This window comes from Bacteroidia bacterium, assembly GCA_033391075.1.
GTDB lineage: Bacteria > Bacteroidota > Bacteroidia > J057 > J057 > JAWPMV01.
On sequence record JAWPMV010000001.1, the window covers coordinates 2414154 to 2440706 of the forward strand.

Annotated in this window: 22 protein-coding genes and 1 other RNA gene; 16 read left to right on the plus strand and 7 right to left on the minus strand. The window is 41.6% G+C overall.

All coding sequences use genetic code 11. The annotated features are described in order from the left end of the window. Positions 1-29: 29 nt before the first annotated feature. Positions 30-2354, minus strand: coding sequence for a type I DNA topoisomerase (gene topA / locus R8P61_09850; protein ID MDW3647357.1), 2325 nt, complete (start codon positions 2352-2354; stop codon positions 30-32). Between the two features lie 129 nt (positions 2355-2483). Between topA and R8P61_09855 the strand changes: the two genes are divergently transcribed. The 7 genes from R8P61_09855 (at position 2484) to hisB (ending at position 11184) form a co-directional block, all read left to right on the plus strand. After that, positions 2484-2933 carry a GNAT family N-acetyltransferase gene (locus R8P61_09855; GenBank protein MDW3647358.1) on the plus strand — a complete coding sequence of 150 codons (450 nt, stop codon included), beginning with the start codon at positions 2484-2486 and terminating at the stop codon, positions 2931-2933. Between the two features lie 85 nt (positions 2934-3018). Continuing rightward, positions 3019-3231 carry a hypothetical protein gene (locus R8P61_09860; GenBank protein ID MDW3647359.1) on the plus strand — a complete coding sequence of 71 codons (213 nt, stop codon included), beginning with the start codon at positions 3019-3021 and terminating at the stop codon, positions 3229-3231. A 7-nt stretch (positions 3232-3238) separates the two neighbouring features. Further along, positions 3239-6538 carry a UvrD-helicase domain-containing protein gene (locus tag R8P61_09865; GenBank protein MDW3647360.1) on the plus strand — a complete coding sequence of 1100 codons (3300 nt, stop codon included), beginning with the start codon at positions 3239-3241 and terminating at the stop codon, positions 6536-6538. A gap of 220 nt (positions 6539-6758) precedes the next feature. After that, a complete protein-coding gene (gene hisG, locus R8P61_09870; protein MDW3647361.1) occupies positions 6759-7616 on the plus strand; it encodes an ATP phosphoribosyltransferase in 858 nt (285 codons plus the stop codon). 2 nt (positions 7617-7618) lie between these two features. Next, positions 7619-8905 carry a histidinol dehydrogenase gene (gene hisD, locus R8P61_09875; protein ID MDW3647362.1) on the plus strand — a complete coding sequence of 429 codons (1287 nt, stop codon included), beginning with the start codon at positions 7619-7621 and terminating at the stop codon, positions 8903-8905. After that, positions 8902-9951, plus strand: coding sequence for a histidinol-phosphate transaminase (gene hisC / locus R8P61_09880; protein MDW3647363.1), 1050 nt, complete (start codon positions 8902-8904; stop codon positions 9949-9951). The genes hisD and hisC overlap by 4 nt, the downstream gene beginning before the upstream one ends. A gap of 93 nt (positions 9952-10044) precedes the next feature. Continuing rightward, a complete protein-coding gene (gene hisB, locus R8P61_09885; protein MDW3647364.1) occupies positions 10045-11184 on the plus strand; it encodes a bifunctional histidinol-phosphatase/imidazoleglycerol-phosphate dehydratase HisB in 1140 nt (379 codons plus the stop codon). A gap of 7 nt (positions 11185-11191) precedes the next feature. On the opposite strand, the gene R8P61_09890 is transcribed toward hisB, so the two are convergent. Beyond that, on the minus strand, positions 11192-11776 hold the full coding sequence (locus R8P61_09890) for an HD domain-containing protein (GenBank protein MDW3647365.1): 585 nt from the start codon (positions 11774-11776) through the stop codon (positions 11192-11194). Between the two features lie 32 nt (positions 11777-11808). Here R8P61_09890 and hisH point away from each other — a divergent pair, with 32 nt between their 5' ends. From hisH to hisIE, 4 genes are read left to right on the plus strand one after another with little or no spacing between them, the layout of a single operon-like run. Further along, on the plus strand, positions 11809-12396 hold the full coding sequence (hisH, locus tag R8P61_09895; protein ID MDW3647366.1) for an imidazole glycerol phosphate synthase subunit HisH: 588 nt from the start codon (positions 11809-11811) through the stop codon (positions 12394-12396). Continuing rightward, complete coding sequence (hisA, locus tag R8P61_09900) at positions 12396-13118, plus strand: 1-(5-phosphoribosyl)-5-[(5-phosphoribosylamino)methylideneamino]imidazole-4-carboxamide isomerase (GenBank protein MDW3647367.1); 723 nt, start codon at positions 12396-12398, stop codon at positions 13116-13118. The genes hisH and hisA overlap by 1 nt, the downstream gene beginning before the upstream one ends. A 1-nt stretch (position 13119) precedes the next feature. Continuing rightward, positions 13120-13875 (plus strand): imidazole glycerol phosphate synthase subunit HisF, encoded by a 756-nt coding sequence (gene hisF / locus R8P61_09905; protein ID MDW3647368.1) that lies wholly within the window; start codon positions 13120-13122, stop codon positions 13873-13875. Positions 13876-13916: 41 nt separating this feature from the next. Then, positions 13917-14519: a bifunctional phosphoribosyl-AMP cyclohydrolase/phosphoribosyl-ATP diphosphatase HisIE gene (hisIE, locus tag R8P61_09910; GenBank protein ID MDW3647369.1), complete on the plus strand. Its 603-nt coding sequence runs from the start codon at positions 13917-13919 to the stop codon at positions 14517-14519. Positions 14520-14743: 224 nt separating this feature from the next. Here hisIE and R8P61_09915 read toward each other — a convergent pair whose 3' ends face one another. Both R8P61_09915 and R8P61_09920 read right to left on the minus strand, forming a co-directional pair. Beyond that, positions 14744-14962: a PspC domain-containing protein gene (locus R8P61_09915; protein MDW3647370.1), complete on the minus strand. Its 219-nt coding sequence runs from the start codon at positions 14960-14962 to the stop codon at positions 14744-14746. A 53-nt stretch (positions 14963-15015) separates the two neighbouring features. Then, entirely contained in the window at positions 15016-17823 is a 2808-nt protein-coding gene (locus R8P61_09920; protein MDW3647371.1) for a putative LPS assembly protein LptD, read from the minus strand. A gap of 144 nt (positions 17824-17967) precedes the next feature. Here R8P61_09920 and R8P61_09925 point away from each other — a divergent pair, with 144 nt between their 5' ends. The 5 genes from R8P61_09925 (at position 17968) to R8P61_09945 (ending at position 23198) form a co-directional block, all read left to right on the plus strand. Beyond that, positions 17968-18795, plus strand: coding sequence for an N-acetylmuramoyl-L-alanine amidase (locus R8P61_09925; protein MDW3647372.1), 828 nt, complete (start codon positions 17968-17970; stop codon positions 18793-18795). 150 nt (positions 18796-18945) lie between these two features. After that, on the plus strand, positions 18946-20049 hold the full coding sequence (locus R8P61_09930) for a DUF1573 domain-containing protein (protein MDW3647373.1): 1104 nt from the start codon (positions 18946-18948) through the stop codon (positions 20047-20049). Positions 20050-20131: 82 nt separating this feature from the next. Continuing rightward, positions 20132-20504, plus strand: a transfer-messenger RNA (tmRNA) gene (ssrA, locus tag R8P61_09935). Between the two features lie 277 nt (positions 20505-20781). Then, the gene (locus tag R8P61_09940) at positions 20782-21009 is read left to right on the plus strand and encodes a UPF0175 family protein (protein MDW3647374.1); all 228 of its coding nucleotides are present in this window, start codon (positions 20782-20784) and stop codon (positions 21007-21009) included. Between the two features lie 731 nt (positions 21010-21740). After that, a complete protein-coding gene (locus R8P61_09945) occupies positions 21741-23198 on the plus strand; it encodes an FG-GAP-like repeat-containing protein (protein ID MDW3647375.1) in 1458 nt (485 codons plus the stop codon). Here R8P61_09945 and R8P61_09950 read toward each other — a convergent pair. From R8P61_09950 to R8P61_09960, 3 genes are all read right to left on the minus strand, one after another. Beyond that, positions 23175-23963, minus strand: a complete 789-nt coding sequence (locus tag R8P61_09950; protein ID MDW3647376.1) for a hypothetical protein — start codon at positions 23961-23963, stop codon at positions 23175-23177. The genes R8P61_09945 and R8P61_09950 overlap by 24 nt on opposite strands. A 241-nt stretch (positions 23964-24204) precedes the next feature. Then, the gene (locus R8P61_09955) at positions 24205-25425 is read right to left on the minus strand and encodes an NADH:flavin oxidoreductase/NADH oxidase family protein (GenBank protein ID MDW3647377.1); all 1221 of its coding nucleotides are present in this window, start codon (positions 25423-25425) and stop codon (positions 24205-24207) included. A 95-nt stretch (positions 25426-25520) separates the two neighbouring features. Further along, the gene (locus R8P61_09960; GenBank protein MDW3647378.1) at positions 25521-26483 is read right to left on the minus strand and encodes a hypothetical protein; all 963 of its coding nucleotides are present in this window, start codon (positions 26481-26483) and stop codon (positions 25521-25523) included. Positions 26484-26553: the final 70 nt, after the last annotated feature.

The window sequence follows — 26553 nt, forward strand, 5'->3', positions numbered from 1 at the left end:
AGGCGCTGTTCGTACAGCGCCTTTTTTATTTATTTCTTTTTACTCGCCCGCTTCTTTTTGGGCTTGTTTTTACTTTCTTCCAGTAAACGTTCGCAATCCTCAAGGGTAAGGTTATCTGCTTCTACATCCTTGGGAATCTTGACATTTTTGCCATGGATCTTGATGTAAGGGCCCCATCTTCCCTGCAGGATAGCCGCATCATCATTAAATTTCTTAATGACTTTTTTGGCTTCTGCTTCTCTTTTCTTGAGAATAAGTTCGATGGCTCTGTCCAGTAAGACCGTGTAGGGGTCGTCTCCTTCTTCCAGAGAGGCAAATAAACCACCCAACTGTACATATGGACCAAAGCGACCAATATTGGCCTTTACAGGCTGTTCTTCGAACTCACCCAAAACTCTTGGGAGTTTAAAAAGTTCAAGGCCTTCTTCAATACTGATGGTTTCAAGTCGCTGATTGGAGCGAAGCTTTGCATAACGAGGCTTCTCTTCATCGTCCTGACTACCAATCTGGATCATCGGTCCAAATTTGCCGAGTCTGGCGATTACTTTCCTGCCGCTTTTGGGATCAACTCCCAATTCTCTTTCTCCGCCTGCTCTTTCTGCATTCTTGGCAATATCCTGTGCCAGGGGAGCAAAATCTTTATAGAAAAGCTCCAGCATTTTCTGCCACTCCTGCTTTCCGTCAGCAATATTGTCAAATTGCTCCTCGACTTTGGCGGTAAATTTATAATCCAGAATTTCAGGGAAGAACTTCACCAGGAAGTCGTTCACAACAATTCCCAAATCTGTAGGGAAGAGTTTGGATTTGTCAGCTCCAGTCCTTTCCTGGACTACTTCTTCGCTTAAGTCTCCCTCTTTCAGGATAAATTTATTGAGATCGCGAAGAACTCCTTCACGAGACTCTTTGCTCGCGTATTGCCTACGTTGAATAGTTGAAATGGTCGGAGCATAGGTAGAAGGTCTACCGATTCCCAGCTCTTCCAATTTCTTAACCAGGCTGGCCTCTGTATATCTGGGTGCAGGTCTGGAATATCTTTCCAGTGCTTCCATTTCAAAAAGACCCAGTTCTTCTCCAATAGAAAGGGGAGGAAGAACCTTGCTGTCTTCATCTTCTACCTCATCTTCCTGATCCTCATCTGTGGATTCCATGTAAACTTTTAGGAAGCCATCAAACTTCAAGACCTCTCCGGTGGCAACAAAAATGGCATCATTGCTTGAAACTGTGATATCAACCGTAGTCTTTTCCAATTGCGCTTCAGACATTTGAGACGCAAGCGTCCTTTTCCAGATCAATTCATAGAGACGCTGTTCATTGCGCTCCATATCTGAAACTTCGGTGAGGGAAAGATCTGTTGGGCGAATAGCTTCGTGAGCTTCCTGTGCCTTTTTGTTTTTATTCTTAAACTGGCGAGGCTTGCTATATTCCTCTCCATAGGATTTGAGAATAACTTCTTTTGCCTGCTCCTTGGCTACCTCCGAAAGATTTACCCCATCTGTTCTCATATAGGTGATGCGACCCGCTTCGTAGAGCGTTTGGGCAACTCTCATCGTTTGAGCTACAGAAAAGCTCAATTTTCTACTTGCTTCCTGCTGGAGGGTTGAAGTAGTAAAAGGAGCAGAGGGATTTCTCTTGGATGGCTTTTTAACCAGATTGCTAATGCTATAGCTCGCACCTTTGCAAGATTCCAGAAATGCTTTCGCATCATCAAAGGTCGCTAGTTTTTTAGCAAGAACACCTTTGATTTTGGTTCCGGAACTCAAGGTAAATACAGCACTCACCTTATAGGTGCTTGTAGGTTTGAAAGCGATGATCTCTCTTTCCCTTTCAACAATGATCCGTACTGCTACCGATTGAACACGGCCTGCAGAAAGTCCGGTTTTGATCTTTCTCCAGAGAATAGGGGAAAGTTGAAATCCAACTATTCTATCGAGAATTCGACGGGCTTGCTGTGCATTTACCAGATCCTGGTTGATCGATCTGGGATTTTCTATAGCTGCTGTAATAGCAGGCTTTGTAATCTCATTGAATACAATGCGATGGGTTGTATCAAGATCCAGTTTTAGCGCGTTAGCCAGGTGCCAGGAAATCGCTTCTCCTTCCCGGTCTTCATCCGTTGCTAACCAAACCGTTTCATGTTTCTTGATAAGGTCCTTTAATTCCTTGATAACAGTTTTCTTATCAGGGATTACCTCGTACTTTGGGGTGAAGCCATTTTCAACGTCAATGGCATCATCTCCCTTAGGCAAGTCTCTTACGTGTCCGTAACTGGCTTTGACTGTAAACTCTTTGCCAAGATACTTTTCAATGGTTTTTGCTTTTGCCGGTGATTCGACTATCAATAAGTTTTTGCTCATAACCAACTCTGCGGATTCTCTATATTTTGCTGCAATAATAACAATATCTGTGAAAAGAAGATTGTTAATTCTTAAATTTCACCCCGATGAAGCTTACAAATGGCTCTCTTCGTTAGTAATTTTCAAAATATGTCCAAAAGCGGTGCCAAGTCCATCGAGGTAATTAACGCAAATACCGATGAGTTGTTCAATTCGGTATTTATTATCCGAACAAAAGTCTTTGTTGATGAATCAAAAGTTGATCAGGAAGACGAATATGATGGTTTCGATCATTTATCCAATCACTACCTGGCTGTGGTAAATGGAGATCCTGCGGGTGCTGCTCGTTGGAGAGTGACTCAAACTGGAGATCGAATCAGGCTCGAACGGATTGCTGTTCTCAAAGAGTTTCGAAGAACAGGAGTAGGAAAAGCCCTGGTCGAAAAAATGATTTCAGATGCCCCCAAAGGTCTGGAAGTCTTCGTACATGCTCAATCTACTAATCAGGGATTCTTCAAAAGTATGGGCTTTTCAAGTAAAGGAGAAGAATTTGAAGAAGCAGGAATTCCTCATTTTGAAATGATTCTATCCAAAATGTGATAGTTGGCAGTTCTGTATTAGTTAAAATAAAACATATAACTTACCTTTACGTTAGATAAGTCCTATTACTTAACCCAAAGAATACATGCAGCCGCAGGAATTATTGAAACAGGTAAAAGAGCTCCACCGAATCATGGGGGAAGCTAAAGTCATTGTTGAGGGTATGCAGGCAAAATTACCAGAACTAGAAGAGCCTGCAATGAGTGCCCAGTGCAGTGTAATTCGGCATTTTCTCCATCAAACCGAACGTCAGGAAGAGCTCCTGAAGGACATGCTTACAGCTAAAATGGCCAGCTGAAGTATGCATGTTAAGTCTTTATAAATCCTCCGCCGGCTCAGGGAAAACGCATACCTTGGTACTGGAGTACCTGAAAATAGTGCTGGCAAGACCCGAAATCTACCGCAGTATCCTAGCTGTCACCTTTACCAATAAGGCGACAGATGAAATGAAAGGAAGAATTATTTCTTCTCTTTCTGATCTTTCTACCCAATCCGATGAAGCCCTGCTGAAAAATCCCATGTTTTTGGGCTTGCAGGAATACTTCTCTACTACAGATCAAAAATTAGCTCCTAATTTTTCTATTCGGAAAAATGCACGTAAGGCACTGAGTCTCATCCTAAATGATTACTCGAACTTTTCCGTGAGTACCATAGAAAGTTTCTTTCAACGCATCCTTCGTGCCTTTGCCCGGGAACTAAATATTCCTCTGGGCTATGATGTAGAAACCAAAAATAGCCTGGTTCTGGATCAACTGGTGGATGGAATTCTCATGGATGTAGGGAAGAAGGAAAAGCTTAGAAAAATTCTGGAAAGCTTTGTAGATCGAAACCTGGAAGAAGAAAAAACCTGGAACCTGGAAGGTTATATTCGAGAAGTTGGTAGCGAGATTTTTAAGGAAAAATACCAGGCCCTCGATAATGAAAGAGAAAAGAGTGATCCCGAAGAGGAAAATTACATAGAAAAGACCCTGGACCTGGCGAATAAAATTCGTGCGATAAGAAAAAGGTTTGAAGGGGGAATGGAAGAATTGGGCAGACAGGGACAAGAGCTTATGCAGTCCCATGGGCTAAGTGTGGAAGATTTTTCCTATGGGAAATCTGGAGTAGCCAACCATTTTTTTAAAGTTCAGGATAATAAGCTCTCCGTCAGTAAAAAATATGAACCCACGAAACGAGCTCTCTCAGCCAGAGAGGATATAGAAGCCTGGATCCCCAAAAAATCAGATAAGCAGGAGCAATTACGAGCTTGTGTCCAGGGAGGTTTACTTGATGTACTGGATAATATGATCATGCTCTTTGAAAATGAGTATGCTACCTATAATACAGCCTTACAGGCCTCTATGAGTATCTATTCTTTTGGACTCCTCACAGAGTTGAAAGAAAGACTCACAGCTTACAGAAAAGAAAATGGCCAATTGATCATTTCAGATACAGGCCTGCTTTTGCAAAAAGTTATCAAAGATCCCTACCATGCTCCCTTTATTTATGAAAAAGTAGGGACTCGATTTCAGCATTTTCTCCTGGACGAATTTCAGGATACCTCCAATATGCAATGGCGGAATATGATGCCTCTTCTGGCAGAAGCTCTGGCATATGACAACTTTAGTATGCTGGTGGGAGATGCAAAACAATCGATATATAGATGGAGAAATGGCAATATGGACTTGCTCCTGAACAAAGTGGAGAAAGATATTAAATCCATTGTCAATCAGGACGTAACTACAGAGAATCTGGATAATAACTGGCGGACAGCTCGGGAGATCGTGGAGTTTAATAACTGGTTATTTCTTTCTGCGGCAGATTATCTGGCCAAAGACCGGGAAGATCCGGCTTTTGGGCAAATGATGCTGGCAGCTTATGGAGGAGTGACTCAGCATCCCAAAAAAGAAAAATATCCAGGCTATGTCTCCGTGGAATTTCTGGAAGACTTATCCAAAAGAAGAGATGATCCTGGTCCAAAGTGGGAAGAACAGGCCGAAAGGCGATGCATGGAACTGATTTGGTCTCTGGGGAATGAAGGCTTTGAGCCTCATGAGATCACCCTTTTGGTGCGCAATAATATCCACGGCACCCGACTGGCAACTTATCTGCAAAGAGAAAGTGCCAGAGAAGCTAAACCCATCAAGGTGGTTTCAGCAGACTCCCTCCTGATTGCCAGTGATCCCAAAGTTCAGTTTCTCTATGCCCTGCTTCAATACCTCAATTATGAATCTAATGAGGTGAATTCTGCAGCGCTTTCCTATTACTACAACCTGGTAGTAGAAGGAGAAGCTTCTCATCATGCCGTATTCCTCAAATCAGATGAGGAAATCCTGCCTGAATTTGAGAAGTACAAAAAGGAACTGAGAAGAAAATCCATATACGAATGCATAGAAAGGCTTTGTAACCTTTTCTCTCCCTTATTGGATGCCAATGCTTATATCCAGGGTTTCAAGGATGCAGCTTTGAGCTATGCAGCCGAAAATGATCCGGGGATAAGTTCCTTCCTCGAATGGTGGGAGACTGAAAAAAATAGCCGGGCCATCGCGAGTGCAGCTAGTAGAGATGCGGTCCAGATTATGACCATTCATAAATCTAAAGGCCTGGAATTTCCCATTGTTATCCTTCCTTATGCAGAATGGGAAATGCCTCCCAAAGCTCGGGGATATTTATGGGTAAACCCCCAAAAAGCTCCTTATCAAAGTTTTGAATTCTTTCCCATGAAGCTTTCGGGTCAATTGGAAAGCAGTTGGTTCAAGGAAGAGTATCAACAAGAGGAACAAAGTTCTTATTTGGATAATCTGAATTTGCTTTATGTTTCCTTGACTCGTCCCAAATACAGACTCTATCTTCTGAGTAAGGCTCCTTCCATTGACAAAAGAAGTGGACAGCCCAAAATGCCGACAGACTTCAAGAGTATTTCAAAACTATTATATCGAATTTTAAAAGAAGATCCCCTGGATGGATTAAAAGAAGATGAAGATTTCCATTTTAGTTACGGTCAACTAATGGGACGAGAGGAAATTCGCAGCATTGAAGGAAGCAAGGAATCTTCCTTAGGGAAATCCCTGGAGATGAAGCGAAATGAGGAAAGCATTCCCAATTGGAATGATATGCTTAGGATTCGCTTTAGCAGCAATCAATTTCTCAATACAGAAATCCGAAAACGAGACGAAGTCATCAATCGGGGAGAATTGCTTCACGAAGGTCTGGCATTTATAGAGGAAAAGGGCGATTTGGATAAAGCCGTTCGGAAACTGGTACTGAGAGGAATGCTAAAAGAAGAGGAATTTGAGAAAGCAAAAGCCGAATTGCAGCAAATCATCAGCAATGATAAAGTCAAACACTGGTTTGAGGGAGCCTATGAAGTGAAAAATGAAGCCGAGATTATTCTTTCCAATGGGAAAGTTTTTCGACCAGATCGCGTAATGATCAAACAAAAGAAAGCCATATTGGTTGACTACAAAAGCGGAAAGCCCAATCGGAAATACCAATCACAAATGCAGGAATATATGCAAGCCGTGCTTGATCTCGGATATACAGAAATAGAAGGTTATATCTATTACATCCTTCGGGGGGATTTGGAAAAAATTCCATTTAATCCTCAATTAGGTTTGCAATTGTAAAATGCACTCTGCTATATTTGCGAGCATAATGAATAGCCGATACACATATAGTCTCACCCCGATAGCTGAAGCTTCTTTTCAGCCAGCGGCTTTTCATGTTCATCATATCCACCATTCCTCCCTATAGGAGGAATTATTTTTTATATCACCCTTTGCGGTTCTATCCGATATTTTTCAGCATTCCTGAAAGGAATCATTCATTAATCCAATCAAAAAATAAATGGAAACCTTAAAACTGGCGGTACAAAAATCAGGGAGATTGAGCGAAAAAAGTTTGAAGTTTATCAAAGAGTGCGGGATTTCCTATGCATGGAACAAAGCCAAACTAAAAACTCAATCCTACAATTTTCCCCTGGAACTGCTTTTCCTGCGGGATGATGATATCCCGAAATATGTGGCGGATGGTGTGGCAGATATAGGCATCATCGGAGAAAACGTGATGTTGGAGAAAGCAAAAAAAGTGGATCTGGTAGAGAGAATGGGATTTTCTCGTTGTAGACTTTCTGTAGCAGTTCCTCAATCAGCCAACTATAACGGAATCACTGATCTTAATGGTAAAAAGATCGCAACTTCCTATCCTAATATCCTGCAAAAGCATCTGGAAGAACAGGGAGTTTCTGCGGATATTCACGAAATCAGTGGCTCAGTTGAGATTGCTCCCAGCATCGGTTTGGCAGATGCCGTTTGTGATCTGGTATCTACCGGAAGTACCCTGCTGAGTAATGGACTGAAGGAAGTAGAAGTCATCTTGCGCTCAGAGGCAGTGATGATTGCCACTCCTGAGCTTTCACCCGCGAAGCAGGAGATTCTGGATAAACTCCTTTTTCGGGTTAAATCAGCGCTTCGAGCACAAAATTATAAATACATTTTGATGAATGCTCCCAATTCTGCCATCGGGAAAATAGCCAACATCCTGCCCGGGATGCGCAGCCCAACGGTAACTCCTTTGGAAGAGCAAGGTTGGAGTTCTGTGCACACAGTAGTTAAGGAAGATGATTTTTGGGACGTAATTGAGAATTTGAGGAAGGTCGGTGCCGAAGGCATACTGGTTATTCCTATCGAAAAAATGATTCTTTAGCCATGCAATATATAGTCAATCCCGCTAGAGAAGATTGGGCAGAATTATTGAAGAGACCCGTCTTCGAACAAAAAGACTTAGAATCACGAGTCCAACCTATTTTGGATGCAGTGAAGCATAAAGGAGATGAAGCCTTAAAAGAGTTTTCTTCCAAATTCGATCAGGTGGATTTGAAAGACTTGAAGCTGAGTCCTGCAGAAATAGAAGAAGCTATTGCAAAGGTGCCGGAAAGTCTCAAGGCAGCAATTGCTTTAGCCCGAAAAAATATCGAACGCTTTCACGCCAGTCAGAAAGAGGAAATACAGGTGGTTGAAACCCAGCCAGGAATCAGGTGCTGGAGAAAATCAGTGCCTATTACGAAAGTAGGACTTTACATTCCCGGAGGAACAGCTCCGCTCTTTTCGACCATCCTTATGCTGGGAGTACCTGCTGCAATAGCCGGCTGCAAAGAAATTGTCCTTTGTACCCCTCCCGGAAAAAAAGGAGAAGTCAATCCCGCTATTTTGTATACCGCCAATTTGCTGGGTATTTCTTCTATTTTCAAAGTGGGTGGTGCGCAGGCAGTAGCGGCCATGGCCTATGGGACAGAAAGTATTCCTCAGGTATATAAAATCTTTGGACCGGGGAACCAATACGTAACCATGGCCAAGCAATTGATTGGAAAGGAAGGAGTAGCAATAGATATGCCTGCAGGACCTTCTGAAGTTGCAGTAGTAATTGATGAAAGTGCTCATGCAGGATTTGTGGCTGCTGATCTGCTATCTCAAGCAGAACATGGAGTTGACAGTCAGGTACTTTTGGTCGGCAATTCTCAGGAAAAGATTGAGGAGATAGAAAAGGAAGTCGAAAGACAGCTTTCTGAACTTCCCAGAGAAGAAATTGCACGTGCCGCCATAGCCAATAGTAAAAGTATCTTTCTGGAAGAGGAGGAAGCCATCATTGATCTGATCAATGAATATGCGCCAGAACACCTCATCCTTTCAGTCAGGAATGATGAAGAAATGGCGGAGAAAATTTTTAATGCCGGATCCGTATTTCTCGGGCATCTGACCCCTGAAAGTGTAGGCGATTATGCTTCTGGAACCAATCACACCTTGCCGACCAATGGTTTTGCCAAAGCCTACAGTGGTGTTTCTCTGGATTCTTTCGTCAAAAAAATCACCTTTCAAAAACTCACAGAAGAAGGAATCAAAAACCTGGGACCAGCTGTGGAGGAAATGGCAGAAGCAGAAGAATTAATAGCTCACAAAAGAGCGGTATCTATCAGATTAGCAAGCCTGAAGTCATGAATCCGGAAATAGAAAAATTAGTTCGCAAACATGTTTTGACACTCAAGCCATATTCTTCGGCAAGAGATGAATATGAAGGAAGTGATGGGGTCTTTTTAGATGCCAATGAAAATCCCTTTGGTTCGGTTTCAGGAGGAAGCTACAATCGCTACCCTGATCCCTACCAGCGAGAATTGAAAACCAAAATTGCCCAATTAAAAGGACTCCGGGAGGAGCAAATTTTTTTGGGTAATGGAAGTGATGAGATTATAGACGTCCTGTTCAGAACCTTTTGTGAGCCCGCAGAGGATAGCGTAATGACTTTTCCTCCTACCTTTGGTATGTATGAGGCTTCTGCCGGGATCAATCAGGTAGAAGTGCTCAGTGTGCCTCTTACTTCTCATTATCAATTGGATTTAGAGGGGATAAAAGCTCGGATAGATGAGGAAGTAAAGATTGTCTTTGTCTGTTCCCCCAATAATCCAACGGGCAATTTGATCGACAGATCCCTGATTGAGGAATTGCTGGAACTGTCAAGCGGTCTGGTAGTGGTAGACGAAGCCTATGGAGATTTTGCACCAGAAGCAAGCAGTCTGAATCTTTTGAATAAGCATGTGAACTTAGTGGTTCTCCAGACTTTTTCAAAAGCCTGGGGCATGGCCAACCTTCGTTTGGGCATGGGATTTTGCCATCCGGATATTATATCGATGATGAATAAAGTCAAAATGCCCTACAATGTGAATGGTTTAAGTCAGAGAATGGCCCTGGAGGCTCTGGATAAAGTGGAACTTAGGGATGAAATGGTCGCAAAACTTCTGGAGGAAAGAGACTATTTGAAAGAGGAATTGGAAAAGCAAGCTTTGGTAGAGCATATTTATCCAAGTGATGCTAACTTTCTGTTGGTAAAGTTTGATCAGGCAGATAAGCGCTACAAAGAACTCATAGAAGAACAAGTGGTAGTGAGAAATAGATCGAGGGTTTTGTTGTGCGAGGATTGCCTCAGGATCACGGTTGGAACGCGAGCAGAAAATGAAGAATTATTGAAAAGCCTCAGAAAATTGGCTTAAAAAAATATTGGATTATTTATTATAGAAATAATTTCTAACAGTGTTATGGGGATTTTGCCTCGATAATACATCGGATTTTCAAAAAACGCAGCAGTGAAAAAACGAATCTTATTTTTGGATCGGGATGGAACCCTGATCAAGGAACCGCCCGAAGATTATCAGGTCGATAGTCTTGAAAAACTGGCCTACATCCCAGGCGTAATTCGCGAGATGGTGCGGATCACTGAGGGATCAGATTTTGTCTGGGTCATGATCACCAATCAGGATGGATTGGGAACAGAAGGTTTTCCGGAGGAAGGATTCTGGGCCGCTCATAATCAGATGATGGCCCTTTTCGAAGGAGAGGGAATACACTTTGATGAAGTGATCATTGATCGCACCTATAAGGCCGAAGGAAAACCCACTCGCAAACCAGGCACAGCTTTGCTGACTCACTATATGGATGGAAGCTATGACTTGGAAAATTCCTTTGTCGTGGGCGATAGACCCAGTGATATCCAGTTGGCGAAAAATCTGGGGGCCAAAGGAATCCTGATTGGAAGAAGCATAGACGATCAGGATGATGAGTGGGATTTGTCTGAATTGAAAAAAGATACACTGGTCCTGGAAACGGAAAACTGGCGGGAGATTGCCGACTTTTTACTTTCAGCTGGGCGCCGGGCCAGCATTCACCGAAAAACCAAAGAGACCGATATCAAAATAGAACTGGATCTGGATGGAAATGGTAAAACGGATAACCAGACAGGCATAGGCTTTTTTGATCATATGCTGGATCAATTGGGGAAACATAGTGGAATCAATCTCAAAGTATCAGCCAAAGGTGATTTACATATCGATCCTCATCATACCATAGAAGATACAGGAATTGCGCTGGGAGAAGCCTTTTTTCAGGCTTTAGGAGATAAGAGAGGAATCAATCGCTATGGTTGTTTTAATCTTCCTATGGATGAAGCTTTGACAGAAGTTGCAATAGACTTTTCCGGTAGACCCTGGCTGGTCTGGGCAGGTGAAATCAAACGAGAGAAAGTAGGAGATTTTCCGGTTGAAATGCTGGAGCACTTCTTCAAATCATTTTGTGATGGAGCTAAATGTAATTTGAATGTTCGCATGCAGGGCAGCAATGCTCATCACATGATTGAAGCGACATTTAAAGGAGTAGCCAAGGCTATCAAGCTCGCAATACGGAAAGAGGATGGAAATAATGATTTGCCGACAACCAAAGGAATGTTGTAAGGAGAAATCAGGCGGTCTTTACCAATTCTTTAACTTCCTGAAGATGTTTGTTCTTTTTAGCCTGACGCATATTGATGGCCGTAGGAGTAAAGTAATTATGATTAGAAAGAAACTTTACCTGAAGTTTATTCCAATCCACTTCATTCTTTACAATGCCTTGATGAAGAAATTCTCGATAAAGGGTATCTCCGATATGGTAGAAATCTTTTCTGCCCAAATAAAAGAGATCCGCATCACACAGGATTTGTTCGAGAAGGGTAGTGGGAGTTTGCGGAATTCTGGTTGCCATGATCATTCCACAAATCTTTCTGATTTGAAATTTGCTGTAGCCAAATTTCCGAAGACTTTCTTTGGCAATATCGCAACCCGCAGCTTCATGATTTTGATAGGTTTTTGTGAATCCGGAATCATGATAAAGGGCAGCAGTTTCAAGCAAAATCAGGTCCTCTTCTCCGACATTTTCAGAACGGGCAATCTCTATCGCGGACTGGCAAACATCCAGGGTATGATGCAATCCATGATAAGTAAGGTTGCGGGGCAACTCTTCACGAAGCTTTTGGAGAATAAAGACTTTTGCTGCTTGAAAATCCATTAAACGCTAATTTACACTTTTGCAAAGATAATATGCACCTAGTTATCATAAAATACAATGCAGGTAATGTCCAATCTGTAATGTACGCATTAGACCGCCTAAATGTTCCCTATACTTTGTCCGATGACGAATCTGAGATCAGAAATGCGGATAAAGTCATATTTCCGGGGGTAGGTGAGGCCTCAAGTACCATGTCCTATCTTAAGAATAAGGGCTTAGACCAAATTATCCCTACTTTAGAACAGCCAGTATTGGGCATTTGTTTGGGCATGCAACTTATGTGCCGCTATAGTGAAGAACGGGATACGGACTGTCTTGGTATATTCGACCATGAGGTAAAGAAGTTCCCGGATTCAGACTTGAAAGTGCCGCATATAGGCTGGAATGAGTTGAAAAATACGGATTCTCCTCTCTTGACTGACTTGGGGGAAGCTCCTCATGTTTATTTCGTTCATAGCTATTATGTCGAAAAAGGGCCCTTTACAATTTCTTCATGTGAGTATGGGTTGGCTTTTAGCGCAGCCATGCATAAGGACAATTTTTATGCTACCCAATTCCATCCCGAAAAGAGTGGGAAAATCGGTGCGCAAATCCTTAAAAATTTTATAGAAAAAATCTGATGAGTCAAACGAGAATCATTCCTGCCATAGACTTGATAGGGGGAAAATGTGTACGATTGGAGAAGGGAGATTATGGAAAGAAAAAGATCTATAATGAAGATCCCCTGGAAGTTGCGAAGGAATTTGAAGCAGCCGGAGTCAAATACTTACATCTGGTTGATCTGGATGGAGCAAAGGCAGGCAAACCGGTAAACCTGAGTATACTCGAAAAGATCAGTTCGCAGACTTCCCTTGAGGTAGATTTTGGAGGAGGAATCAAAGTGAAAGAAGATTTGAAGAATGCCTTCAATGCAGGGGCAAAGCAAGTTAATGTGGGGAGTACAGCAGCGAAGGAACCCCAGATGTTTCAGTCCTGGTTGAGCGACTATAAAAATGACAGCATCATTTTGAGCGCTGATGTCAGAGAGGAAAAAATTGCGATTCATGGATGGCAAACCCAAACAGCTATAGATCTCTATGATTTTGTAGGGGAAAATATGGAAGCGGGTATCCAAACCGCAGTAGTAACTGATATTGCCAAAGATGGGATGTTGGAAGGTCCTGCTATTTCTCTCTATCAAAAGCTCATGGAGCGTTTCCCAAAGCTGAAACTGGTTGCAAGTGGAGGGGTAAGTGGAATAAAAGATGTGGAAGAACTTCGCCAAATGAATATCTATGGGATTATCATTGGTAAAGCCATCTATGAAGGAAAAATCAAATTGGAAGAATTGACAGAAAGATAATATGTTAACGAAAAGAATCATCCCTTGTCTGGATATCAAAGACGGACGTACCGTTAAGGGAGTAAATTTTGTCGATATACGAGATGCCGGCGATCCGGTAGAGCTGGGAGCAGCATATGCAAAACAGGGAGCAGATGAACTATGCTTTCTGGATATAACGGCTACTGTGGAAAAAAGAGATACCCTGGCGGAACTGGTAAAGCGAATAGGCAAGGAAATTGATATTCCTTTTACAGTAGGTGGAGGAATCAGAAGTGTCGAAGATGTAAATAGATTGCTCTTGGCAGGAGCAGATAAAATCTCGGTAAATTCCGCAGCCGTCCGAAGGCCAGAATTGGTTGAAGAGTTGGCCAATGAGTTTGGCAGTCAGTGTGTGGTCGTAGCCATAGACACAAATATGTTGGGAGAGGATTGGCATGTTTATACCCATGGAGGAAGAAGGGAGACGGAACTGGAAACTGTGGCATGGGCAAAAGAATTAGAGAATCGTGGAGCCGGAGAAATCTTGCTTACTTCTATGCAGGGAGATGGAACAAAGGCCGGATTTTCTCTGGATATTACCCGAGCGGTATCAGAATCGGTAAAAATTCCCGTAATTGCATCCGGTGGAGCAGGAACGGAGGCTCATTTTGTGGAGGCTTTTGAAGAAGGAAAAGCTGATGCAGCATTAGCCGCTAGCATTTTCCATTTCGGCACCATTCCCATTCCCAAACTCAAGAATTACCTTCATCAACAAGGAATCAACATTAGACCTTAGATTTCAATAGAGAATACCCTTTCCCAATACGGATAAAGAAAATGAAACTGGACTTTAAAAAAGGCGATGGACTCATTCCCGCCATTGTACAAGATGCGCATACGAAAAAGGTATTGATGCTGGGCTATATGAATGAGAAGGCCCTGGATAAAACCAAAAAAGAAGGAAAAGTTACCTTTTACTCTCGTAGCAAAAAGCGGTTATGGACCAAAGGAGAAAGCTCCGGCAATTTCCTGATGGTAGAAGAAATCAAGATAGATTGTGATAAGGATACCTTGCTCATTCAGGCAAGACCTTTGGGACCGGTTTGTCATACCGGTAGCGATACCTGTTTTAAAGAAAAAAATTCAGCTCCTTTCGCCTTTCTTAAACGTTTGGAGAAAACCATTCATAAAAGAAAGATATCTCCGGTAGAAGGCTCACATACTTCTAAGCTTTTTAAAAGAGGTATCAATAAAATTGCCCAGAAGGTGGGAGAAGAAGCCGTAGAATTAGTGATTGAAGCCAAAGATGATGATGATCATCTCTTTGTCAATGAGGCGGCAGATCTCCTCTATCACATGATGATCCTGCTCGAAGCCAAGGATATGAGCCTTAAGGATGTCGTCAAAGTTCTGGAAGGGAGAGATAAAGTGACAAAGTAAAAAGATTTGCACTTCAGCATTCATGTCATCCGAGCGAAGTCGCGTGTACTGAATTTATTCATCACAACTTCAGTTATCAGGTAAATCTGAGGGGAATTAGATCACTCGACTGGGCTCGTGTTGACACATATAAAATGGGAGAAAAACACAGTCCAAGTCATTCCGAGCATGGAAAGTGTGAAAGTTTATTAATTGGGCTGAGGAAGCCTGGATTAATTTCGCTTCTAATCCTTCTTCCATTTCGCAGACCAAAACCAGGCAATAATGGCACTTATAATTCCCATCAAGGGACTGAAAAAGGCTATAGAGAAAGCGATTCCAAAATTGGTGGCTCCATCGTAATCATAGTTCTCAGGAATCAGAAGCCAGCAAAAGAAATAGGTCCATAAGAAAGGCGACCCCAGCAAGACAATAAGTGTAAAAAGAATTCTATCTAGAAACATAGGCAGTAAATGCCCGAACCCAGCTTTGATTACGCTAATTTGAAAAGGAGGTTCTAGAATCTGTCCTGCCAGAAATTGTTCCGCGTAAGCTTCAAGTCTCTAAGCGTAGCACTTCTTACTGCTATGGTCAGGTTATAGCTCCTAAGCGGTCCGAAAGGAACCCAGGAGAAAGACATATCCCAGCAATGGAGATTCCTGAATACACTCAATCTGGTTTGATTGGCTTTACGATTTACGAGATCATATCCCGTCTGAAACTGAAACTGCCAGTTTGGGGTAAAGGAGAAACTCCCATTGATGTTGGCTGTAGAGGTCAAACGGCCCGGATCCAATCCCGGTCGAGAATAGGAAAGGTTATAGTTCAATCGCAAACTCCAGGGTATATCAAAATCTACATACTGGTAGAGAGTGTTGGCGATTTGCTGAAATTCCTGATCGTCAAAATCCTTGGATTTGGATTTGGTTCCATTTCTCTTTTTGGAAGAGAGAGAGGTTGACAAACTTACCTGTGCAGCTGTCAGACGCGCCAATTGGCCTGTGCGATTGATCATAAACTCATTGATCCTTCTTGCATTTGGCAGTTCAAAGGGTGTGTCCGTATTATCAAATCCATAATAATAGGGGTCGAGACGTGCACTGGTAGTTATATTTAGCTTCTTTTCGAAAAGGCTGGTTCTGACTCGGGCATTTATAGTGGAAAGCTGGAAGCTGTCCGCTGCGAAATTATAGCTACCGCTTAAGCCAATATTGTCAATGAGGTTGCTGCGTATGTACTTGTCTTCCTTTTCGTCAAAATCATCTTCAAAACTCTCCTTCTTCCTGTACTTCATTTCGATCACACTGGAAAGACTAAAGCTCATGGATTGACTTTCCCCTTTACCCGGACCTCTGTAAATCCCATCTTCAAAAATACTATAGGTCTGAAAGGTTGTGGCTGCACTATCTGCTTGAACCGTCCGATAATAGCCAAAGCGATCCTCAGAAAAGTCTGGTCGATAATTATAGCCTACACTTGGAGAAAAGCGTTGACGAAAAGCTATTTCCCGTTTACTTTTGGTCAACTGATAGATACCATAGAAATTGGTACTGGCAGATACAGAGGTCGAATATTCATATCCCTGGGCAAATCCACGCACCTGTCTATCCTCAATTCTATTTTCTGCTTCATTCCAGAATTTCTCCGTTGTGCTTGTGTACCAGTATCCTATAGAACTAAAGGAAGGAGTAATATTGATGTTTTTGAATAGCTTGATTGTTGTTCCAGAACTCAATCTGTGCTGCATCCCATTTCGGTAGAAGGAAGAACCGACCCGTCGAGTTGGGATGGTATCTCCGGCAAATACTTCAAAGTAATCGATGCTGTCCTGCCAATTGAACAATAATGTTCCCAAAAGAGTATCTGGAACGGTCTCCAGAGAGTTTCGGGCATTCATATTATAGGTGATTCCCAAAGTCTTCAACCAGCGGAGATTCTTATTCTTTACAAATTTAAATGGCGTTTGTCTTTGAACATTGAAAGCCAGCTCGGGTAACTGCATACTCACGGTCTCCTTATTCAAATCCTGCTGATGTCTTAGGCCTACATTCAGCGAAAAAGGAAGGTTATTGAAGTTCTTCGAGATGTTGACCGAGGAGTTAAGGTTATTGGTGAAGAAGTCACTTTGATTTTGACTGATCCTTCTTTGGAAACTGTTGGAACTCGACATATTGACCGAGGAAGAAATCCGGAAGGTCGGGTCAATGGGCTGGTTGTGTGACCAGGTCAATGACCAGGCGGTTGTTCTCCTGAAATCAGGATCAGTAGGTTCATTGAATCTCTGGACTCCGTATTGAAACCTCAGGTTTCCACTAAACTTGTATTTGATATTGTATTTGGTCGCTACTCCCAGACGCCATCCGCCTCGTGTATAAATATCTCCATCTACCTGTAAATCAAAATAATCATTCAGGCCGACATAATAGCCGAGATTCCTCAGAAAGAAGCCTCGATCCTGCGCTTCTCCGTAGGTAGGAAAGATAATTCCATTCTTTCGCCCTTCTGATTCCATGTTAGGAAGGAAGCCAAAAGGAATAACTATCGGGATGGGGAAATCGCCGACTACCAGATTCAACGGCCCACTGATCAGCTGTTTTTTATCCGGAATCATCTTCAATTTACGAGACTCTATATAATAGTGCGGATGATCCAGGTTACAGGTGGTATATTTCCCCTGCGCTCCATGAAAAGTCCCATCCTCATGGTATTTGGCTACCTCAGCCAATACAAATCCTTCCCCTTCGACCAATTTGCCATTTTTGATTCGGCCTTTACGGGTGGCAAAATTATAGACAATATCTTTGGCCTGATAGGTTTCTCCTGCTTGCGTGAATTCGGGACGCCCCTCATGGGTGCCTCGTATACTATCCTCCTTCCCAAATGCATGCAAAGTCTGATTATCCATGGATATATCCAGGCGTTTAGACTTCAGGTTTATATCCGTATAATCCAGGGTTGAATTCTGGTAGAGAAAGAGTTTTTTGCTCTTTACATCAAAAACGATTGAGTCAGAGGCTGTATACTTTACCTGCGCATCGAGGTCGGAAGTGGCTTTAAGGCTGTCAACAAATTGTTGTTTTTTTGCGTCAGCGGGACTTAAGGTATCTTTTTTGCTAGTATCCTGTACCAGACTGTCTAATCCGGGCAATCCTCCGCCATTAATAAAAGAGGGAATAGTAGAATTTGGGGCCGTTGAACTGTTGGTGGTATCTTTTTTTGCAGCAGGATTTACCTGTGCAGATAGTCCTGAAAGGAAGATGAAGGAAATTGCGAAAAGTGTTATTACTTTTTTTCGAAATTTTTCCTTTCTTGGTATAACAGTCAATATGTAGTAGAAATGCTGCACTAATTATTGGCTCTCTTGCTCTTTCGGGTGCAAATATACAGGAATATCCCTAAGAATTTGTGTCCATTTACATAGTGCTTGACCTGAGTAAAAAGGTTGGTTTCTAGTTAAAGGTTTTTAGAATTGCGAAGATTACTATTTTTAATTTGCCTGGTTTCCTGTTTGGCTTTGGTTTCTTACTTTCCATTGCCATTCTCATCGGCTGAGCTTCATCCCGATCTCATAAAGCCTGTGGGGGGAAATATCAAAACCCTTGTCATCGATCCCGGCCACGGTGGGAAAGATCCTGGCGCCGTGGGCAAAAATCACTATGAAAAAGATTTAGCACTAAAGGTAGCTTTAGAGCTACGTCGTATTGTTCAGGAAAACATGCCTGGAATAAAGGTCGTCATGACTCGTGAGGACGATACTTTCATAGAATTACATAGAAGAGGAGAAATTGCAAAAGAAGCCGGAGGCGATTTTTTTGTCAGTATTCATTGTAATGCGCTCGACAATCGCTCTAAATATGGGACAGAAACCTATGTGCTGGGGGTAAATAACGGCCAGGAAAATTACGAAACCATTATAGCAGAAAATGAATCCATTCTCTTTGAAGAGAATTATGGAGATATGTATGGGGGATTTGATCCAACTTCTCCCGAAGGCTTTATCTATTTCAAATTGCTGAAAAACGTATTCCGTTCGGAGTCCGTTCGCATGGCAGAGAAAATAGAAAAGCAATTCAAGACCCGATTGGGACGGCATAGTCGCGGAGTAAAGCAAGCTCCTTTTGTTGTCCTCTATCAATGCGGTATGCCAGCGATTCTTTCTGAAATTGGATTTATCTCCAATAGAGAAGAAGAAAAGTACCTGGCATCGGAGGAGGGACAAATTTATATTGCAAGTAGCATCTATCGTGCAATCAAAGAGTATAATATGGAATTGGATATTCCAGGGCCAAGGCCTTAGGGGTAATGAGTTTTAGGGTGTTAGAGTATATGTGTGTTAGCGAATCTTGGAAAATCCCCTAATACTTTAACACACTTACACCCAAACACGTCGAAATTCCCTTCTTATTCCCTATATTTGTCTTCTGGAATATTCAAGCATAACACAGATATGAAAAAAATAATTCTGGCAAGCCTACTGCTTTTTTCTTTAATCGCCTTACAAGCGCAAGAAGGAACAAGTATCAAATTTGAAGAGACAACCCATCAGTTTGGCAAGATCAAGAAAAACGGTCCGGCTGAACATACCTTTGTCTTTACCAATGTTTCTGAAGAAGCGGTAAAACTTTCTCAGGTTAAAGCATCCTGTGGTTGTACAACTCCTGCCTGGACCAAGGAAGCAGTAGCTCCGGGTGAAACGGGTGAGATTGCTGTGAAATACAATACAGCCAGAGTTGGACCTTTTACTAAAACTGTGACGGTTAGATATGGAGATGGGGCAAAGCCCATCATTTTGTATATAAAAGGAGAAGTCGAAAATACGGAAACTGTACCGGATCGCTATCCTTATAAGCAGGGATCACTGGCTTTTACCAAATTGGTAGATAATATTGGGACCCTGGATTCTGACAAAAAACATTCTCTGGTTTTTGAGGCAAAAAATATCGGACCTCAGCCGATCACCTTCAAAGAAAAGGTAGATCAGGAAATGATGATTCAAACCAATATTGCCAAGACTACTTTGAATCCTGGCGAAAGTACTCCTATCAGTGTAGTGATTGATGGAGGAAAGTTCATAACCTATGGATCTTTCAGTAAAAACATCTACCTCTATACCAATGAGGATCAGGGAGAGAAAAAATTGACGGTCAATGGAGTTGTAAATAAAGTGTTCTCAGCAGAAGAACTGGCCCAAATGCCCAATATAGAATTTGAGCGTGTGGCTTATGATGGGGGAGTAGTGATAGAAGGAGAAAAAGTAGATGTTACCTATCAGTTCACCAATACCGGAAAAAGCGATCTCAAGATACTTTCAGTAAAAGCTTCTTGCGGATGTACGGCTTCTGCGCCTAAGGATGATATCATCAAACCGGGCATGAGCTCTGAGATCATTGCCAGTTTTAATTCCAAAGGTCGTAAGGGTCCACAGAGTAAAACCATCACGGTTAAAACAAATGATCCGGATCAACCGACTTTGGTACTCCGTTTGAAGGTAGAAGTTGAGCAGAATCCTTTTCACATGAATGAAGTAGGACCTGCTAACGGAAATAATTAAGAAATTAAGAATTCGTCCAGAACCTTTGTGTAATTTGGACGTAAATAAAGGGCTTGCAACGGCAAGTTCAGTTTTTTGAAATGGGGACGACACGGCATCGACGGGATTGACTCGTTAAGATGTAAGCATGCAGTGGTTCGTAGAGGTACCACTTAAATCCACGTCTGCAATATTTTAATTGGCGAAAGAAATTTTGCGCTAGCTGCATAGTTAGACTATTCAACTAGATGTTCTGCAGAATATGTTGACTGTACATGTTTTGTAAAGGACACATCATCCTTACAGTTTGCTGCCGGCACTCGCCATGATGCCTGCAAAAGATAAAGGTGGCAACCTCCTATCAGAGCGCCCTGTTGCTCGGGTTTCTGACGGGAAAACAATAGAGCAAATAAGCATGTAGAAAGTCTTATACCAGCTCTCTCCGGACGAGGGTTCGACTCCCTCCGTCTCCACATAAATATTGATTATTAATGCTTTATGATCATTATTCTGAAGTAAAACATTAAATAATATTAGTCAAGTATTTAAAGAATAACAGCCCATTTGATTTAATTCGAATGGGCTGTATCTGATTATAGATTTTTATCGATGTTCAAAATTTAATTTCCTCTGTCTTAACAATTTTTTAAAAACATACACTAATTGCAATTAATTATTATCCGTATATAGAGTAATAATAAACGCAATATCCATCGCTTTGGAAAAGGTTATGTTAAGCAGTAACTTTAAATAATGAGACAAATAACCTTAAATATCCCTGATTTTGTAAACTTAGATGATAAGGATATAACCATGATCCTGGCTTCTAAGCTTTACGAAGGGGGCAAACTTTCACTTGGTCTAGCAGCCGAGTTGGTTGGGATATCGAAAAGAGCATTTGCGGAATTGTTAGGGAAGTATGAAGTATCTTTATTCAATTATCCTGCATCTGATTTAAGTAGAGACGTGAAGAATGCTTAAGATCGTAGTCTCTGATACAAGCTGTTTTATTGCCCTCACAAATATTGGAGAACTTTCTATTCTCAAAAAACTTTATACTCGTTTATAGACTACCCAGGATGTCGCTGACGAATTTGGTGAAAAGCTTCCTGATTGGGTGGAGATTTTATCACCGATTGATAAGCAGAAACAACAACTTTTGGAGTTCCAAATTGACAAAGATAAGCAAGTGCTATTACCTTAGCGTTAGAAATTTCTACGGATGCTATAATATTAGATGATTATAAGACTAGAATTGCTGCTGATAAATTAGGCCTTGAAGTAACAGGTGCTTTGGGTATAATCATTAAGTCAAAGAATCAGGGAATCATAGATTCAATTAAACCTATACCTGAAAAACTCCAACAGACTGACTTTAGGCTTTCTAATCAGTTAATAGCAGAGGCAATAAGATTAGCTGGAAAATAAAGTATTTTTGTCTACCCCTATCGACCCCTCAGTCTCTTCAATAAGTATTTGATTATCAAATTTTTGATTACGGTCTAGAATTGACAATAAATTTTTTTAGTCAAATTTTAAAAGATATCAATTTATGCCATTAGTAAATGCAAGATGCTTCACGGTATATTTATTAACTTGACAAAGCTGTATTTTTATCGGAATACTTCAAATGGGAAGAAATTTGATTTCACCGAGTTTACGCAGTTAAAAAACACCCATTTATACAAACGAAAACCCTTTAGCGAAATAGTATGAAAGCCACATTATTTTCCTGTCTATTCATTGTCTCTCATTTTGCATCTGCCCAAACTTTCACGGAAATCCTATCTGCGCTACCCAATGGGGGAGTTGAAGATGGGTCTGTGGCTATGGCTGATGTAAACGGAGATACTCATAAGGATGTGCTGATTACAGGACTAAATGGTTCTTCAATTGCTATCGCAAAATTATATATCAATGATGGGTCCGGCAATTTTACTGAAAGTGTGGGTACTCCTTTTGAAGGAGTTCATGAAAGTTCGATTGCCTTTGCAGATGTAAATGGAGATACCTATCAGGATGTGCTTATTACGGGAGATAAGAATGTAGATGAGTTGATTGCCCAATTATATACCAATGATGGGGCCGGCAATTTTAGCCTGAGTATCAGTACTCCTTTTGAAGGAGTAGAAGATGGATCAGTAGCCTTTGCTGACGTTAATGGAGATACATATCAGGATGTCCTCATTACTGGCAATAAAGGATTAGAAACTCCTATTGCAAAATTATACATCAATAATGGAAGTGGAAACTTTACAGAAAGCGTCGGTGCATCTTTTGATGGAGTAGAGGATGCAGCTATTGCCTTTGCGGATGTAAATGGCGATATGCATCAGGATGTCCTTATAACTGGAGAAAGCAGTTCAGGCATTCGTATTGCTAAATTGTACACAAATGGAGGAAGCGGAAATTTTATCCTTAGTGCAACTGCTCCTTTTGAAGGAGTAGAAGATGGTTCAGTAGCTTTTGCTGATGTTAATGGAGATACATATCAGGATGTTCTTATAACCGGAAAAAATAATGCAGGAAATCAAATTGCGGAATTATACACGAATAATGGAAGTGGAATTTTTTCTTTAATTACCGGCTCTTCATTAGCAGCAGTAGAGGATGGATCAATTGCATTCGGAGATGTGAATGCTGACACTTATCAAGATGTGATTATAAGCGGTGAAAACAATACGGGAGTTAGCATTGCGAAATTATATACAAATGATGGCTCTGGTAATTTCACAGAAGTTGTAGGCACTTCTTTTGAAGGGGTTCAGGCTAGTGCCATTGCAATGGCAGATGTTGACGGTGATACGCATTTGGATGTTTTGTTAACAGGAAGCAATATTTCAGGAATACCTATTGCCAAATTATACAGCAATGATGAGAACATTTCCTCTATAAACAAATTGGGCTTTGGGAATTTTTCCAATTTCCGCCTGTTTCCTAATCCTGCAGTACAAGGCCAGATAAATATTCAAATTTCATCTGCCATAAATGCTGAGGTGGGAATAAGTTTGTTGGATGTAAATGGGAAGATATTAAAACAGGAACAAACACGATTAACGCCAGGTATGAACCTTATCCTGTTGGATTATGCCTCTTTAGCAAGCGGTTTGTACATGATAAGGATGGAATACAAGAAGAATATTTCCTCATTTAAAATTATGCTGGACTGATTTAGGCTTAATACTTTTATTGCCATTCTCTTCCGCATACAATTCTGGCAATATCTCCGCCAAATTGTGATACTCTTGCGAACAATGATGGAACATACTACTTCCCAATTCTTTGGGCAGTAATTTCCGTTTGACAAAGCCGGAGTTTAAAATGGAATTGAGAAAATTTTGTGCAAATCCGCTCATACGATACACTTTGTGGCCAATCCAAAACCTGCTCCTCATTTCCACTCCTTCGGCTGTCTTTCTCACATAATGGCACATTTCCGTTCCCCAGACACCTCTTTGGGGTGAACCTACCCGGGCACAAATAATGGTTTCGCTTTTAGGATCCAGTCTATTCATATCAAATCCAAATTTAGCCGGAGACATAAAATCGATTAGGATTTTGTCTTTCCCAACACCTACATCTTCTGTCACCAGGTGCGAACTCAGGTGTAAACGCTCCCGATAGGATTTGGTATCGTCATCATAATGACCCCCAAAATCCGAGTCAATGTCAAAATGCATATCAGGATACCAGATTTGATAGCGCACTCCTTCAGCCGCATGCCACCAAAACCACCAGTCAATCATCTCTATGCTCACCAAGGGCATTTGGGTACAAACCGCTACGTAGGTGCTTCCGTCTTCCAGTCGCCTATATCCATTTTCCCCTGCCAAATATCCTTCATCCAGCAAGGCATTGACCTTATTTCTGTCAAGCATATGAGCAGCTTGCATTTCCTCTCCCTTTCGCAGGATATCCTGATGGTCTTTTGACATCGGAGAGTTTTTTCTTCTGAGATATTTGTTAAATCTTTCCATGAAGCTTGTGGAAGCAGCTTTAAATTGGACTTTTTCTCTTAAGCTAATATGTAGCTATTTGGTCAGTTGTTTCTCTTTTCCAGCTATAAGCCCTACGAGTCATTAGGACGATTGGCCGCTGTATGCTTAACAGCTTTTTAACTTTGCAATATCCCGCTTGCCTGCTACTTTTAGCAAGGCCCTTTCCTTTATATTTCTATCAGGCAAATCTCCTTTGTAAGGATTTCTTTAACTCATGGGTTAGAAAGAACATTGAACTTTGCATCGGCTTAATTTTCTTATCCAAAGCTTTGCCCTTTGCCAGCCGAATCAATTGTCGAGCATAGTATCCTCCCTCAGCCGAATCATCAATCGACTTTATTCCGGTTCTTACAAGCAGATTCTCTAACATCTCTATTTTTCCTGCCAGGAAATCGGATATCTCATTTGTATTGGTAATGAAAGGACGCGCCATACCTACAAGGTCCAATTCCTTGCTTTCGAGTACCTGATTACAGAAACTAAAGGATCTGAAACCACCAGTAATCAAGAGCGGGATATTGCTGATCTCACGGACTTTTTTTGAAAACTCCAGAAAATAGGCTTCCCGTTTTCGGGTACTTTCTTTTACTTCCTCTCCCAATCCAAAGAATACCAATTTCTCATAGGTTCCTCCTGAGATTTCGAGCAAATCAATTTTGCTATCCAGCATTTTAATTACCTGTAGAGATTCTTCTTCAGTAAACCCTCCCCTTTGGAAATCGGAGGAATTTAGTTTAACCGAAATGGGATAGTCTGCTCCTAATTCCTTTCGACATTCTTCTATGATAGTCATGAGCAATCTACTACGATTCTCTATGCTACCGCCCCATGCATCTGTACGTTGATTGGTTTTGGGCGAAAGGAATTGACTCAATAAATACCCATGAGCCGAATGAAGCTGAATTCCTGTAAAACCGGCTTCTTTACAAATCCTGGCTGTTTTTACAAACTTTTGAATGAGTGCCTGAATATAGCTTTCCGTCATGGCTCTCGGTTTCCCAAATAGCCCCATCTTATGTAGCTGTACGGCGGAGGGAGCTTGTGGATGAGAACTTAGAAATCTGCTTGTTTGTCTTCCTGCATGGGAAATTTGAACCCAGGCCTCCGTATCATTTGCTTTGGCTGCTTCTGCCCAGGATTTCATTTTAGGAAGGATACTTTCCTCTCCTGCATACACATTTCCAGCAGATTCTCTGTGAATATCATCTACCATCACATTGCCCGTGATGAGCAAAGATGCTCCTGTTTCAGCCCATATTTTATATAAGTGATTATGTTCCTGCGTGGGGGCTAAATCTGTATCACTGAGCCTTTCAGTCATTGCAGATTTCACCAGGCGATTTTTCAGGACCACTCCACAGGGGAGCTCGAAACTCGTAGTAAGGTAGTTTTTATTCATAGTGCCGTATTCCAATAGAATATGAAGAAACAGAAAAATCAGGAATAGCTATGCATTTCTGATTTTTTTCTTCGAAAAAATGGAATAGATGCTTCCTATTTGCCTTTTCCCAGGGCAAAGCGAAGCGTAGCACTGAGAGATAAACCGCCAAAATCCAGGGAGGCAGCTTCTTGTTTTTCACTATCCCATAAAATGCCTTCTTCCCCTTCTGTAAAGCTGGGATAAGCTAAGGGAGATCCAGGATTCTCAACAGAAAAACCGGGATATCGTTCGTCCTGGGTCGTGACCCTTGTTCTGATTTCTGAAAGGACCGATTGCTGCCAGTTAAGTTCCAGGCCTATGAAAGAATTGGGCATACCCTTGAGCTGATGAAAATAGGAGAGACGTGCCCCATAATATTCCCCACTTCCGGATAGATTGATTTGGGTAGTTCTTAGTGGAGCCATAAATCGCATGATAACCCTCACTTCTTTAAATATTTCTGTGTCTTCGTTAATTCGATTGAATTTGTATTTGGAATTGACCAGTAGAAACCTTCCTGCCCTTGCCTGAAGACTGATAAAATGATTGTGCCGAGGATGAGTAGGTAGCAGGAGCCTTGCCTGTAATCCATAGACAAGAGGTACGAATTTCAACAGATATTTTGACTCAAAAATAACGTCATAATAAGTTGAGGGAACATAGGTTCCTGTTGGTGCTTGTGCCTGGTCCCATTCGTTTTTCTTCTTATCCTTCATCTTGTAAACTTCTCTTGATAAAAAAGGACCTATCGAAAAGTACTTGCTGGGTGAATAATTTAGCTCAAGCGAGAGGGGGCTGCTGAACCTGTCTTCTTTATACTCAATGGCATCTTCTGGAGTAAATGCTTCCCAATTTTCTTTTAAAGCCGGATGATCAATGGTATTTCTGACGTTTAGAGAATAGGTGAATTCCAGCTTCCAGGCTTTTCTTTTCTCTTCTTTTTCGGTGGAAAGGATGGCGGACTCTGTATCCTGAGATAAGAGAGGATTAACGCTCAGAATTCCTACACCTATCAATAGGCAAGTAAAAATTTTCATGGTAAGATGATAGTTTGACCCGGAACTCTGGGCTAGGTTAATTGTTTAATCACCAATAAGATACATTTTG

Coding starts and splice junctions, on each gene's coding strand:
- hisA (MDW3647367.1), top strand. CDS start 12,396: ATGAGTCAAACGAGAATCATTCCTGCCATAGACTTGATAGGGGGAAAA.
- R8P61_09890 (MDW3647365.1), bottom strand. CDS start 11,776: ATGGATTTTCAAGCAGCAAAAGTCTTTATTCTCCAAAAGCTTCGTGAA.
- R8P61_09960 (MDW3647378.1), bottom strand. CDS start 26,483: ATGAAAATTTTTACTTGCCTATTGATAGGTGTAGGAATTCTGAGCGTT.
- R8P61_09930 (MDW3647373.1), top strand. CDS start 18,946: ATGAAAAAAATAATTCTGGCAAGCCTACTGCTTTTTTCTTTAATCGCC.
- hisG (MDW3647361.1), top strand. CDS start 6,759: ATGGAAACCTTAAAACTGGCGGTACAAAAATCAGGGAGATTGAGCGAA.
- R8P61_09855 (MDW3647358.1), top strand. CDS start 2,484: ATGTCCAAAAGCGGTGCCAAGTCCATCGAGGTAATTAACGCAAATACC.
- hisC (MDW3647363.1), top strand. CDS start 8,902: ATGAATCCGGAAATAGAAAAATTAGTTCGCAAACATGTTTTGACACTC.
- R8P61_09860 (MDW3647359.1), top strand. CDS start 3,019: ATGCAGCCGCAGGAATTATTGAAACAGGTAAAAGAGCTCCACCGAATC.
- R8P61_09950 (MDW3647376.1), bottom strand. CDS start 23,963: ATGTCAAAAGACCATCAGGATATCCTGCGAAAGGGAGAGGAAATGCAA.
- R8P61_09955 (MDW3647377.1), bottom strand. CDS start 25,425: ATGAATAAAAACTACCTTACTACGAGTTTCGAGCTCCCCTGTGGAGTG.
- R8P61_09865 (MDW3647360.1), top strand. CDS start 3,239: ATGTTAAGTCTTTATAAATCCTCCGCCGGCTCAGGGAAAACGCATACC.
- hisH (MDW3647366.1), top strand. CDS start 11,809: ATGCACCTAGTTATCATAAAATACAATGCAGGTAATGTCCAATCTGTA.
- hisF (MDW3647368.1), top strand. CDS start 13,120: ATGTTAACGAAAAGAATCATCCCTTGTCTGGATATCAAAGACGGACGT.
- hisD (MDW3647362.1), top strand. CDS start 7,619: ATGCAATATATAGTCAATCCCGCTAGAGAAGATTGGGCAGAATTATTG.
- R8P61_09915 (MDW3647370.1), bottom strand. CDS start 14,962: ATGTTTCTAGATAGAATTCTTTTTACACTTATTGTCTTGCTGGGGTCG.
- R8P61_09945 (MDW3647375.1), top strand. CDS start 21,741: ATGAAAGCCACATTATTTTCCTGTCTATTCATTGTCTCTCATTTTGCA.
- topA (MDW3647357.1), bottom strand. CDS start 2,354: ATGAGCAAAAACTTATTGATAGTCGAATCACCGGCAAAAGCAAAAACC.
- R8P61_09940 (MDW3647374.1), top strand. CDS start 20,782: ATGAGACAAATAACCTTAAATATCCCTGATTTTGTAAACTTAGATGAT.
- hisIE (MDW3647369.1), top strand. CDS start 13,917: ATGAAACTGGACTTTAAAAAAGGCGATGGACTCATTCCCGCCATTGTA.